At 71.1% G+C, this 12,941-nt stretch carries 11 protein-coding genes; 7 read left to right on the top strand and 4 right to left on the bottom strand.

The genetic code is table 11. The features are described 5' to 3' along the window. The first annotated feature begins 4 nt into the window (after positions 1 to 4). Complete coding sequence (locus AB0N82_RS05685) at positions 5 to 1,033, top strand: DUF916 domain-containing protein (protein WP_363389144.1); 1,029 nt, start codon at positions 5 to 7, stop codon at positions 1,031 to 1,033. Beyond that, positions 1,030 to 1,290 (top strand): hypothetical protein, encoded by a 261-nt coding sequence (locus AB0N82_RS05680; RefSeq protein WP_363389141.1) that lies wholly within the window; start codon positions 1,030 to 1,032, stop codon positions 1,288 to 1,290. Before AB0N82_RS05685 ends, AB0N82_RS05680 begins: the two co-directional genes overlap by 4 nt. Here the strand turns inward: AB0N82_RS05680 and AB0N82_RS05675 are convergent. Next, the gene (locus tag AB0N82_RS05675) at positions 1,238 to 2,203 is read right to left on the bottom strand and encodes a DMT family transporter (protein ID WP_363389138.1); all 966 of its coding nucleotides are present in this window, start codon (positions 2,201 to 2,203) and stop codon (positions 1,238 to 1,240) included. The two genes, AB0N82_RS05680 and AB0N82_RS05675, sit on opposite strands and share 53 nt — an antisense overlap. Before the next feature lie 71 nt (positions 2,204 to 2,274). On the opposite strand from AB0N82_RS05675, the gene AB0N82_RS05670 reads away from it, so the two are divergent. Next, the gene (locus tag AB0N82_RS05670) at positions 2,275 to 3,219 is read left to right on the top strand and encodes a LysR family transcriptional regulator (RefSeq protein ID WP_363389135.1); all 945 of its coding nucleotides are present in this window, start codon (positions 2,275 to 2,277) and stop codon (positions 3,217 to 3,219) included. Here the strand turns inward: AB0N82_RS05670 and AB0N82_RS05665 are convergent. Both AB0N82_RS05665 and AB0N82_RS05660 read right to left on the bottom strand, forming a co-directional pair. Then, a complete protein-coding gene (locus AB0N82_RS05665) occupies positions 3,180 to 3,563 on the bottom strand; it encodes a twin-arginine translocase TatA/TatE family subunit (RefSeq protein WP_363389132.1) in 384 nt (127 codons plus the stop codon). The genes AB0N82_RS05670 and AB0N82_RS05665 overlap by 40 nt on opposite strands. Positions 3,564 to 3,598: 35 nt before the next feature. Next, complete coding sequence (locus tag AB0N82_RS05660) at positions 3,599 to 3,838, bottom strand: twin-arginine translocase TatA/TatE family subunit (RefSeq protein WP_315994454.1); 240 nt, start codon at positions 3,836 to 3,838, stop codon at positions 3,599 to 3,601. A 396-nt stretch (positions 3,839 to 4,234) separates the two neighbouring features. On the opposite strand from AB0N82_RS05660, the gene AB0N82_RS05655 reads away from it, so the two are divergent. The 4 genes from AB0N82_RS05655 to AB0N82_RS05640 all read left to right on the top strand — a co-directional run bounded on the left by AB0N82_RS05655 (position 4,235) and on the right by AB0N82_RS05640 (position 11,391). After that, positions 4,235 to 7,768 carry a PQQ-dependent sugar dehydrogenase gene (locus AB0N82_RS05655; RefSeq protein ID WP_363389127.1) on the top strand — a complete coding sequence of 1,178 codons (3,534 nt, stop codon included), beginning with the start codon at positions 4,235 to 4,237 and terminating at the stop codon, positions 7,766 to 7,768. Between the two features lie 133 nt (positions 7,769 to 7,901). Continuing rightward, positions 7,902 to 8,882 carry a TIM barrel protein gene (locus AB0N82_RS05650; protein WP_363389124.1) on the top strand — a complete coding sequence of 327 codons (981 nt, stop codon included), beginning with the start codon at positions 7,902 to 7,904 and terminating at the stop codon, positions 8,880 to 8,882. 17 nt (positions 8,883 to 8,899) lie between these two features. Next, positions 8,900 to 10,171: a hypothetical protein gene (locus AB0N82_RS05645; protein ID WP_363389121.1), complete on the top strand. Its 1,272-nt coding sequence runs from the start codon at positions 8,900 to 8,902 to the stop codon at positions 10,169 to 10,171. Between the two features lie 77 nt (positions 10,172 to 10,248). Further along, complete coding sequence (locus AB0N82_RS05640; protein WP_363389118.1) at positions 10,249 to 11,391, top strand: NEW3 domain-containing protein; 1,143 nt, start codon at positions 10,249 to 10,251, stop codon at positions 11,389 to 11,391. 329 nt (positions 11,392 to 11,720) lie between these two features. On the opposite strand, the gene AB0N82_RS05635 is transcribed toward AB0N82_RS05640, so the two are convergent. Further along, a complete protein-coding gene (locus tag AB0N82_RS05635) occupies positions 11,721 to 12,902 on the bottom strand; it encodes an ROK family transcriptional regulator (protein ID WP_315994449.1) in 1,182 nt (393 codons plus the stop codon). Positions 12,903 to 12,941: the final 39 nt, after the last annotated feature.

Below are 12,941 nucleotides of genomic sequence, written 5' to 3'. Positions count from 1 at the left end.
ATCCATGAGCGCCGCGGCCGTGCGAGGGGTGTCCGCCTTGTTGGGGGGACTCCTCGTCGCTGCCGCGGCGGTCGTGTCGAGCAGCCCCGCGGCCGCCGCCACGACCGATGCCGCCACGACCGCGCCCGATGCCCCCGTCACCTGGTCGGTGACGCCGTCGGCGGCCGACGGACCCGACGGACGACGGGTGGTCGAGGTCGAACTCGATCCTGGGCAACGCGTCACCCAACACCTCGCGGTGAAGAATTTCAGCGAGCGCGAAGCCACCTTCGCCCTCACCGCCGCCGACGGGTACTACACCGACACCGGCCGTTTCACGATGCTGCCCGCCGATCGCGCGTCCGCGGACGCGGGCACGTGGATCGCCGTCCAGCCCACCGTCACCCTCGCCCCGAACGAGACCCGCATCGTTGCGTTCGACATCGTCGTGCCGGAGAACGCCACCCCCGGCGATCACGCGGCCGGGGTGGCGGCATCCGTCCGCTCCTCCTCGCCCGGCGCCGACGGAACCCGCGTGGGCGTCGACAGCCGGGTCGGCTTCCGGGTCTCCACCCGCGTCACGGGCGATCTCGCACCCGCGCTCACGGTCGACGGCCTGCGCGCGGACTACACCCCCTCGTGGAACCTCTTCGCTCCCGGGACGATGACCTACGACTACACGGTGCGCAACAGCGGGAACACCGCACTCGCCCTCACCGACACGGTCGACGCCATCGCCTCCGACCGCGGCACGCTGCTCCCCGGCGAATCCCGCGCGGTGCGCAGCGAAGCGCGACCGGCGTGGCCGCTCGGCCTGCTGTTCGTCGAGGTCGCGGTGAGCGCGGGCGTACCCGATTCGTCTCTCGTCGTCGCGCCCGCGACCCAGACTCTCGTGGTGTGGGCCGTGCCGTGGTTGCACCTGCTCGCGCTCCTGGGTCTGGTCTTGATCGGGCTCGCCGCATCGATCGGCCGCCGGCGGTCGCGGCGCCGGGTCGACGACCTCATCGCCCGCGCCCGGGAAGAGGGCCGCCGCGAGACGGTCGAGGCGTCATGAGCGCGCTCGCGCCGCCGTCGACGTGGTCCGCGGAGCTCTCAGGCGGCGAAGGCGAGATGCTCCTCACCGTCGAGATCACGCACGCCCCCGACGCGGCGTGCGTCACGGGGTGCGCGATCCCGGCCGGCCCGGTCGACGATCTCGCCCTCACGGGCGGCGACGTCGCCTCGATCGGGCTGGCGATCGTTCTCGTGGTCGTGGGAGTCAGCGCGACCGCGAGGTGGTGGGTGCGCCCCTCGGCGGCACCGCGCTCCTGACCGGTCGCGGGGCCTCGGCGACCAGGGCGCGGCGGTGTCGGCGCTCGATCGCCTGCCCCGCGTACGAGGCTCCGATGATGAGCGCGGCCCCCACGCACCCGGGCAGGCCCACGGCCTCTCCGCCGAGGATGACGCCGACGGCCAGCGCCCACACGGGCTCGGTGCCCATGAGGATGCTGGCTCGCGTCGCCGACGTGCGCCGCACGGCCCACAACTGCACGACGAAAGCGAACACCGAGCACACGAGACCCAGGAACAGGACGTCGACCCATCCGGATGCCGAGAGCCCGCCGATCGCACGCGGGAGGTCGGCCCCGGCGATCGCCGACGACAGCGCGGCGCACACGGCGAGCTGCACGCAGACCACTGCCGCGGTGCTGTCGCCTCGACCGCGGGTGAGCCGGGCGCTGGCGGTGACGTGCACGGCCCGGACGACGGCGGCGCAGATGACGAGCAGGTCGCCCCAGGAGGGTGAGCGCAGCCCCCCACCCGAGACGAGAAGGGCGACCCCCGCCACGGCGGCGACCGCGGCGACGAAGTACGACCGGGGCAGCCACGAGCGCGCGGCGACACTTTCGAGCACGGGAGTGAAGACGAGGGCGAGACTGATCAGCAGTCCCGCGTTGGTGGCCGAGGTGAGGTGCACACCCCAGGTCTCGAAGCCGATCACCGCGGCCTGGGTGCAGCCGAGAAGAGAGGCGACCGCGAGGCCTCGGCCGCGCGGCATCCGCTCGCGCCGCACGAGGCAGACGACCGCCAACGCGAGTGCGGCGACCAGGAAGCGGAGGGCGACGGCGGAGGCGACCCCCGCCTGATCGGTCAGGTCCTTCGCCGCGAGGAAGCTCGCCCCCCATGCGGCCGCGACGGCGAGAAGGAGGAGATCGACGAGGAGTTCGGGAGCACGGCGGGCCACCCGCCCAGCTTCGTGAAAGTGAAGTTGAAGAACAACGGGATCTTTTTTCATCGTCGAATAAGTTGAGGCTTATGGATGTCGTTCACCTCCGTGTTCTCCGTGAACTGCGCGACCGCGGCAGCGTCGTCGCGGTCGCCGCCGCACTGCACGTGTCGGCGTCGGCGGTGTCGCAACAGCTCGCCACCCTTCAGTCGCATGTCCCGGTTCCCCTCACCGTGCGGCGCGGACGGGTGCTCGTACTGACGCCCGCGGGCGAGGCCCTGGCCGCGGCCGGCGCTCGGGTCGATGAGGCGCTTACCGATGCGCGCGAGGCCGTGGGGGCGTTCCTCGACAGCGAGCGGCGCCCCGTGCGCATCTCTGCGTTCCATAGCGCAGGTCTGGCGCTGTTCGGTCCGCTCCTGCGGGAGGTCGGCAGCACACCTCCCCTTCGGCTCGCCGACGCCGACGTCGCGCACCGCGACTTCCCGGGCCTCACCGCCGACCACGACATCGTGATCGCCCATCGCCTACCGCATGACGCACCCTGGCCGACCGACCGGGTCGTGGCGACCCCGCTGCTCACGGAGCCACTCGACATCGCCCTCCCCGCGGGGCACCCCCTGGCGAGCCGGGAGCAGCTGCGGGCGGCCGACGTGGCCGGTGAGACCTGGGTATCGGTGCAGGAGGGCTTCCCCCTCGCCGGCATCCTCGAGCACCTCGCGGCCCACGCGGGCCGCCCCGTGCAGGTCGCCCACCGCATCAACGAGTTCTCGGTCACAGCCGAGGTGGTCAGATCCGGCGCGGCCATCGCGATCCTGCCTCGCACGACGTCGGCCTCTCTCGCCGTCGACGGCCTCGCGCTGCGACCACTGTCCGACCTCGAGCTCGTGCGGCACATCGACGCCCTCGCCCGCCCCGATGCGCTGGCCTACGCCGCGGTGCGCACGGTCCTCGGTGCGCTTCGACGGGTGTCAGCCGGAGCGGGCACCGCTCGCCCTCACTCCCCTGGCGAGGGAGGCGTCGCGGGAACGCGCTGACCCGTGGCGGCGGGGACCGGAGCCTCGGTCCCACCGGCGTGATCCGTCGCGGACGACGGCGGAGCCGAGCTCGCGGCGGGTACGTCGGGCTCTGCGAACAGGGCCTCTCGCACGATGCGACGAGGATCGTAACGACGCGGGTCGAGACGCTGCCAGTCGACGTCGCTCACCTCGGGCCCGAGCTCATCCCGCACGCGTTCCTGCGCGGAACGTGCGAGACGGCGCGCCTGCGTGAGGAAGGCGCGCAGAGACTCGGCCGCCGCGGGAAGCCGCTCGGGGCCGATGATCACCGCGGCTATCACGCCGATGAGCAGGAGCTTCTCGATCGTGAGACCGAAGGTCATGGGAAGCGGTCCCCTCGGCGGGCGCGCATGGATGCTCAGCTGCGAGCGGGCGGCTCGAGCAGCGTCTCCCGGGGAAGGCGCTCGTCGCGCACCGCGGCCGCCGGCGGCTCAGAAGGCGCGGCACCCTCGTCCTTCATCGCCTTGATCTCTCCGCGGAAGACGCGAGCGGACTGGCCCACACTCTTGGCGAGAGCGGGCAGTCTGGCCGCGCCGAACAGCAGAACCACCACCGCGAGCACGATCAGAAGATGCCATCCGGTCAGTCCGTGCAACATGGGGCCTCCTCGGCCGTGCCGGCGTCGTCGTCGGCGAGTGGGATCGTTCGGCGATGCTAGCCCTCATCGGCGGCGCATCACAAGACCCAGGACCATCGTCCTTTTGTTGGTCGTTACGTACGCAACTTTTGATTGACCTATGGACAAACATCGGTCAAGATGACGACCAGAGCAATCGCCCACCCCCTGGGGCGCTCATCCCCCCGAGGCTCGCCCAACCACCGCCGCACCGAGCGGTGCTCGGCGTCCCATCCGAACTCGACGAAGAGCGGAGGAGCAGATCGCGCGTGGCCGACCGCCACCGCTGAAGAGCCCGGGCCGCCACAGACGTCGTTGCAGCGACACGTGGCGACCCGGTGAAAACAACTCGAACGCATTCACAGGAGCTGTTTCACGATGAACTCTACTTCTCGGCATCCGGCTGTCCGGTCCCGGTTGACGGCGGCCCTCGCGGCCACCGCACTGGGACTGGGCGTCTTCGCCGCTGTGCCCGCCCCCGCCTTCGCGCATGAGGGGGAAGACCACGGAACCACCGACCCGGGCGGCGATCACGGCGATCCCACCGATCCCGGAACGCCCGACCCCGGCGACACGGGCGAGGGCGAAGGCGCCCTCGACTGGAGCAATTACGAGCGCGTGCTGCTGACGAAGGACGTCGGCGAGCCGATCGACCTCGCCGTCCTCCCCGACAAGCGCGTGCTCCACACCGCGCGAAACGGCGACGTGCGCCTGACGGACCCCGCCACGGGCGTCACGCGGGTCACCAACACGCTCGACGTCTACGCGAACTCGGAAGACGGCCTGCAGACGGTGGCCCTCGACCCGGACTTCGCCGAGAACAACTGGGTCTACCTCGTGTACTCGCCCCGCGACGCGGACGGCGACGGCGTGGCCGACACCCCGGCGGGAAACTCCCCCAACACGCTGCCCGCGGGCGCCGACGAGTCGTACTGGGACCAGTGGGTCGGTGTGAACCGTCTCGCCCGCTTCCAGTGGGACGGCGACCAGCTCGATCTGTCCACCGAGCAGACCATCCTCGACATCGAAGTCCAGCGCGGACAGTGCTGCCACGTCGGCGCCGACATCGGCTTCGACGGCGAGGGCAACCTCTACCTGAGCACTGGCGACAACACCCCGGCATCCACCCCGGGAGCCAACGGTTTCGCGCCCAACAACGACGCCCCCGGCTACAACCCCGGCTTCGACTCGCGGCGCGGTGCCGGCAACACCAACGACCTTCGCGGCAAGATCCTGCGCATCCACGTCGAGGATGACGGCTCGTACACGATCCCCGAGGGCAACCTCTTCGCCCCCGGGACCGAGCTGACCCGCCCGGAGATCTTCGTCATGGGCGTGCGCAACCCGTTCCGCATCGAGGTCGACGTCGAGACCAACTCGCTGTCGTGGGGCGACTACGGCCCCGACGCGACGAAGGCCGTCGCCGAAACCGCGGGGCGCGGACCCATGGGTCTGGTGGAGTGGAACGCCATCAGCCTCGACGAGCCGCAGAACGCCGGCTGGCCCTACGTGCACGCCGACAACCAGGCGTACAACGACTGGGACTTCGCCACGGCGACGCCGGGTGCGTTCTTCGACCCGACCGACCTCAAGAACGAGTCGCGCTGGAACACCGGCCTCACCGACCTGCCCCCCGCGCAGCCCGCGACCCTCTGGTACGGCGACAACCCCGGCGACCAGCCGTGGGACGAACTGGTGGACTTCGGCGCCGGCAACGGCCAGGGCCCCATGGGCGGACCCGTCTACCACTACGACGAGAACAACCCCTCGCCCACGAAGCTCCCCCCGCACTGGGATCGCAAGGCGTTCATGGGTGAGTTCTCGCAGGACTACATCGCCGCCTTCACACTGGACTGGGACACCTTCGAGGTCAGCGGGATCGAGGACTTCCTGCCCAACGCCGCCCTGAGCACCCTCGGTCAGCCGCCGCACGACAACCCCATGGACATGGAGATCGGGCCCGACGGCTCGATGTACGTGCTCGACTACGGCGACGGCTTCTTCCGCGCCAACCCCGATGCCGGTCTGTATCGCATCGACTACGTCGCCGGGAACAAGTCGCCCCAGGCGCGTTTCACCGCGACGCCCACCTCGTCGTCGCAAGCCCCCCTGACCGTCGAGTTCGACGCGTCGCCCTCGACCGACCCCGACGGAGACACCCTCACCTACGAGTGGGACTTCGACGGTGACGGCACCTACGACGCGACCGGCGCGACCGCCTCGTACACGTACACCGAACTGGGCACGTACAGTGCCCGCCTGCGCGTGTCCGACCCCGGTGGACGCTTCGGCCTGACCTCGCGCACCATCTCGGTGGGCAACCAGGCGCCCGAGGTGACCGTGGCCTTCCCCGGCGACGGCGCGTTCTTCGACTGGGGTCAAGCGATCCCGTTCCAGGTCACGACGACGGATGCCGAAGACGGCGACGCCACGGAATGCTCGCGCGTGAGCTGGACCTATGGTCTCGGTCACGACGAGCACGCCCACCCTGAGGTCTCGGGCACGGGCTGCACGGGTGTCTTCCGCACCGACCCGAACTCGCCCGAGCACGGCCCCGGTGCCCTGCTCTACGGCGCGGTCGTGGTCACCTACACGGATGCGGGCGCCAACGGTCTGCCCGCGGCCACGGGCGAGGCGACCGTTCGCCTGAATCCGAAGCAGCAGCAGGCCGAGCACGCGATCCGTCGTGAGGGCGTCACCACGTACGCCGACGCCGACGCCTCGGGTGGCAACGCCGTGAGCGGACTCGGAGCAGGCGACTATCTCGCCTACGACCCGGTGAACTTCGCCGGAATCGACGGTGCCGTGGTCCGCGCCAACGGCGCGGGTGAGGTCCAGCTGCGCTGGGGCGCCGCCGACGCCGAGCCCTTCGCGACCGCCACCATCCCCGCGGGCGCCGGCTGGCAGGACGTCGAAATCGCCTTCGAGGCCCCCGAGGGCACCGGAGCGCTCTACGTCACCTCGGCCGACGAGTTGGCCGTCGATGCGCTGACGATGGTCGGCGACGGCGTCGGAGACGTCACACCGCCGACGGTCGCGCACACGCTGGACCCCGCCACCCCGACAGGTGCGGGCGGCGTGTTCAACGAGCCCGTGCGCTTCTCGGTGCAGGCCGCCGACAACGGCACGCTCGCGAGCGTCCAGTACTCGCGCGACAACGGCGCGACCTGGGAGAACCTGGCGGCGAACCAGCAGTACGGGGTGACGTTCGATCAGGACGGCGCCTACGACATCCGCTACCGGGCCACCGACACCGGCGGCAACGTGTCGGAGCTCGGTTCGGTGTCGTTCACGATCGACCTCGATGCTCCCGACGAGCCGACAGTCGACACCCGCACGCTCGTCTCGCTCGGCTCCCCGCGCGTCACCTATGGCGCCCCGGGCGACGTGACGGTGTCGGTGCGCGGAGAGGGCGGCGCCCCCACGGGCGAGGTCGCGCTCACGGTCGGCGACACCGAGCTCGGTCGCGCGACTCTGGACGCCGAGGGCAACGCCGTCGTCGCCCTCCCGGCGGACCTGCCGGTCGGCACGCACACCCTGCGGGCCACCTACGGGGCCGACGAGACCTTCAAGGGATCGGCCGGCATCGGTCGTCTCACGGTGTCGCAGGCGAAGTCGGCGACCTCGGTCGCCGTCTCGCCGACGCCGGTCAAGCCCGCCGTGGCGGCCACCGCCACGGTCCAGGTGGCCTCGTCGACGGGCATCGTCCCGACCGGCGACGCCACGGTGACCATCCGTCGCAACAACACGGTCGTCGCCACCCTCACGGGCACGCTCGGCGCCGATGGCACCGCCCAGGTGACCCTGCCCAAGCTCAGCGCGGAGGGCGCCTACCAGGTGCAGGCGTCGTACACCGGTTCGACCGGGATCGCGAAGAGCAGCGGCAGCGCGAACCTGACCGTCAAGAAGTAATACCCGGGTGGGGGTCGCGCACCGCGGCCCCCACCACCCTCACGGTCGTCCCCGGCCCGGGGCGGACCCACCTCGAAGGAGAGTCATGAGTCACCACCACGACCACGCACACCCCACGGTGCCGGATCGGCCCATGAGCCGGCGCACCCTGCTCAAGGCCCTGGCGGCGTCGTCCGTCGCCGTCGGCATCGGCGCCGCCGCCATGCCCGCGGCAGCCTCGGCATCCACCGCCTTCGGCGCGCGCGCCGCGGCGGCCGCTCCCCCGGTCAGCGCCGGGAAGCGTCTCGTCCCCGTCAACCGCATCGGCATCCAGCTCTACACCGTCCGCGACAAGGTCAGCTCGCTGGGCTTCCGCGCGGTATTCGAGGAGCTCGCCCGCATCGGCTACTCGGAGATCGAGTTCGCGGGCTACACCCAGGGCAACCTCGGCGCCATCACGCCGCAGGAGATCCGACAGCTGCTCGACGACAACGGCCTGCGGGCGACCGGCGCGCACGTCAACCTCACCCCGGCCAACATCGACCAGCAGCTCGAGATCGCGCACGTGCTGGGCATGCCGCACCTCGGCCAGGGCGGACCGATCGCCGGCGGGTACGGCGGACCTCTCGCAAAAGATCCCTGGATGCAGGCCATCGGCACGTGGAACCAGATGGGCGAGAAGGGCCGGGCGGCCGGCATCAAGCTCTATCTGCACAACCACGCTCAGGAGTGGGGCTTCACCACCGACACGAACGAGCGCGTCTACGACCTCTACTGGGCGAACCTCGACCCCGAGACGGTGTTCTTCGAGATGGACGTCTACTGGGCGCACGTCGGAAAGCACCTGTACCCCGGGTTCGAGCCGATCGACTACATCAAACGTGACCCCCGGCGGTTCCCGATCCTCCATCTGAAGGACGGCAAGCTCAACCCGAACAGCGCCAACGGCTACGACATCGTCGAGTTCGGCGCCGGGAACATCGACTACACGGCGTTCCTGTCGCAGTTGCGCGACCGCGGCCAGCGCTTCGGCATGTTCGAGCAGGACAACGCCTCCACGGTGCCGGTCAATCCCGGCGACTCCCTGGCGAACGCCGACCGCAGCTACGACAACATCGCAGCCCTGCGCGGCTGAGCAACGAGGAAGAACAGATGAACAGAATCACGAAACTCACCACTGTCGGGCTCCTCGTCATCGGGGGCAGCGTCGTGGCCGTCCCCGCTTACGCCGCCGATCTGACGTGCGCGGAGGATCTCGGCAGCCAGACCATCTCGGGGAACCTCGTCGTTCCCGGGGGCGCTGACTGCGTGCTCGGCGGCGCGACCGTCGAGGGCGACGTCATCGTCGAAGCCGGCGGGTGGTTGGATGCGACCTCGGTCACCGTGACCGGCGACGTCGTCGCCACCGACGCGTACGGCGTCTCGCTCGACGGCACGACCGACGCAGGAGACGTCAGCGCCTACTCCGTCGACACGACCGTGGGCTTCCTCTACGTCAACGACCTGCGGGTCGGCGGCTCGGTCGACGCCGGCGGGATCGACGTCGAGGTCGTCGACAGCTCGATCACCGGTTCGCTGAGCACCCGGCAGGCGAATTACGTCGACATCGTGCGCACCTCCGTCGGCGCCGATGTGAGCGTCGACGGCTCGGCCTGGGGCGTCTCGGTCACGGGCGCGATCGTGAAGGGCGACGTCACCGTTGCGGGCAGCGGCCGCGATGTGCTCATCGGCGCGACCGCCGACGGCGGCGTGGACGCGTTCGCCAACACCATCGGAGGCGGCCTGTCGCTCACCGGCAACAACGCGAACCTCCGTGTCGCCGCCACCACCGTGTACGGGGCACTCGCTCTCGACGGCAACAGCCCGGCTGCGGCGTTCGGCGAAGGCGTACGGGCGGGCACGACGTCCGGCGACTACACCGGGACCGCCCCGGCCGAGCCGCCGGCGGGCGACCAGTCGATCGCCGTCACCGTGCCGGAGCAGGGCTCGGGTGAGCTGACGTGGTCGATCGAGGGCACCTCCGCCCTCGTCGACCTGGGCGTGGCGAGCGAGGCGCTCGACCACTACGCCGCGAACGGCGCCATCGTGCCGATCCGTATCCAGGACACCCGCGCCGGCAACCCGGGATGGTCGCTGACCGCACAGGTGTCGAACTTCACCGCCGGCGGCCAGGAGGTGTCGAGCAAGTACCTCGGCTGGACGCCCGAGATTGTGGAGACGCAGGGAGGTGCCGTCGCGGGCGCCCCCGTGGCATCCGGTTTCGACGAAGGTCGCGGCCTGTCCGTCGCGCGCACCCTCGCACAGGCGAACGACGGCCACGAGCGCGGTTCCTCGCTCGTGGGCGCCGACCTGGATCTCAAGCTCCCGCTCGAGACCCCCCGCGGCACCTATACCGCGACCGTGACGCTGACCGCCCTCAGCTGATCCCCACCCGTCGGGGTCGCGGCCGTCTGACCGCCGCGACCCCGACGGTCCCTCCCTTCTCACAGGAAGCCCCGCCCATGTCCCCGGCGATGTCCCCCCGTCCGTTCCGTCTCCTCCTGTCGCTCATCACGGGCCTCGCGCTCGCGCTGGGCACGCCCGTCGCCGCGTCGGCCGCGGCCGCGCCCGACACCACCGTGACGTGGAGCGTGAAACCCGCCGACACCGCGCAAGGGCGCGACCGGCCCAACTACGCCTACGACCTGGCCCCCGGGGGCACGGTCGGGGATGCGCTGTACGTCGCCAACCGCAGCGCGGAGCCGATCACGCTCCAGGTATACGCCGCCGACGGCTTCCTCACCGAGGACGGCGCGCTCGACATCCTCGCGGGAGGCTCCGCGTCGACCGACCTGGGCAGTTGGGTCTCGATCGAGACCACGGAGCTGACGCTCGACAGCGGCGCGGACGCCGAGGTGCCGTTCACCGTCGCTGTGCCCTCGGACACCCCACCCGGCGACTACGCCGCGGGGATCGTGGCATCCATGTCGGTTACCTCCGACACCGGGACCGTCACCGAGCGCCGTCTCGGCTCGCGCATGCACCTGCGTGTGCTCGGCGATCTCGCCCCCGCGCTCACCGTCGACGGCGTCTCGGTCGACTATCACGGCACCGCCAACCCGCTCGAGGCGGGTTCCGCGACCGTTCGCTACACGTTGACCAACGCCGGAAACGCGCGCCTCGACCCCGACGTCGACGTCGCCCTGAGCGGCCCGCTCGGCTGGGCCCGCGTCACCGCCGCCGACGACGCACCCGAACTCCTTCCCGGCAGCTCGCTCGAACGCACGGTCGAGGTCGCGGGCGTCGCTCCTCTGGGTCTGCTGGCGGCCGAAGTGACCGCCACCTCGCAGGTCGTCACGCGGACGCTCGCCGGTACGGAGCCGTCGACCTTCGATCCCCTCGTGTCGCAGGCGACCGCCGCGACCGCCGCGATGCCGTGGACGGCGATGGCGATCCTCGCCGTCCTCGCCCTGATCGTGGTCTGGCGCATCGTCGCCGCCCGCCGCCGCAAGGCGGCCCACGCCCGAGAGATCGCATCCGCCGTGGCCGCGGCGACGGCCCAGGCGGGCGGGACCACCGCGCTCGTCGCGGCCGGCGCAGTGGAGTCTCCCTCCGCGCCCGGGCTCGACGACCCGTCGACGCGGTCCGCGCGCCGCGCCCCGTGAGACCGCCCGCGGCGCGGGGAGGGACACCCTGCGCCGCGGGTGATGATCACGAACGCCCGCCATCGAGATGGCGGGCGTTCTGCGCGATGGCGAAGGGCGGTCTGCGCGAGTCGACGCTCGCACGCGCAGCCCACCGATCCGACGCGTGCTCCGGAGGGGAAAGGATGCGCTACGGACACGACCCCAAGAGAGCGGCAGGGGTGTTCGCCGGCCCGTCACCGAAGGCCGGGCCAGCCGCTCGGACGGACCCCGCGAGCCCTCTCAGCGCGACAGCGGGAGGATCTTCTCCCCGGTCCCCGAGCACTCGGGGCGGCGGAGCGCGTATGGCTTCAGACGCGCAGGAATGCCGCGTTCAGCGACTCGGGCGCGAGCGCGTGCTCGACGGCGAGCATGCTCGCGCCGAGCACGGCGGCCTTCTCCGCCGCCATGGACTGCACGATCGACAGATACTCGGTCGCCAGCGGCGTCGACCGCGTGTAGACGACCTCGCGTACTCCGGCGATGAGATGCTCGCCGACGCGCGCCATCGACCCGCCGATCGCGATGACCGAGGGGTTCATGAGGCTCACGCAGGTGGTGAGCACCTCGCCGATGTCGCGTCCGGCCTGACGCACGGCCTGGATCGCGTCGATGTTGCCGCGCTTGACGAGGTCGACGACGTCGGAACCGGTGTGGGCGTCGATGCCCTGCGCCCGGAGGGCGCGGGCGATTGCCGGACCGGATGCCAGAGCCTCGAGGCACCCGCGGTTGCCGCACTGGCAGGGGATGTCCGCGCCCCGGGCGACCTGGACGTGACCGATGTCGCCGGCGATGCCCTGAGCGCCCCGCTGGAGGCGGCCGTCGGAGATGATGCCGGTGCCGATACCGGTGGCCACCTTGACGAACATGAAGTGGTCGACGCTGGGCCACGCGACGCTGCGCTCGCCCAGGGCCATGATGTTCACGTCGTTGTCGACGAGGACGGGCACGGGCATGTGCTCGTAGATCCAGCCGGGGATGTCGAAGCGGTCCCAGCCCGGCATGATCGGGGGGTTCACCGGTTGGCCGGTGGAGTGCTCGACGGGACCGGGGACGCCGATTCCCATCGCCGCCACGTCGGAGACCGAGCGGCCCGATTCCGTCAGCAGTGCGGAGGCGGTCTCGACCAGCCAGGTCAGCACGGGCTCGGGGCCCTGCGCGATGTCGATGTCGCCGGTCCGCTCGGAAAGGACCTTGCCGGTGAGGTCGGCGATGGCGACCGTTCCGTGCGAGGCGCCGAGGTCGACGGCCACGACGACCTTAGCCGCCGGATTGATCGCGAACTGCGAGGGCGGGCGACCGCCCGTCGACACGGCATCCGCCACGGGGGTGATGAGACCCATGCGCATCAGCTCGTCCACGCGCATCGCGACCGTGGATCGAGCCAGGCCGGTCGACTTCGCCAGCTCCGCGCGGGTGCGCGGAACGCCGTCTCGCAGCAGCTGGAACAACTGGCTCACGCCGTTGACCGACTGCATCGAATCTGTCGTCATCCTCTTCACGCCCTCAGTACACCACTAGTTATCTTCTGT

Origin of the sequence: Microbacterium sp. NPDC089186, assembly GCF_040685115.1 — a bacterium.
Classification (GTDB): domain Bacteria; phylum Actinomycetota; class Actinomycetes; order Actinomycetales; family Microbacteriaceae; genus Microbacterium; species Microbacterium galbum.
This window is presented reverse-complemented; position numbering and strand designations above follow the sequence as displayed.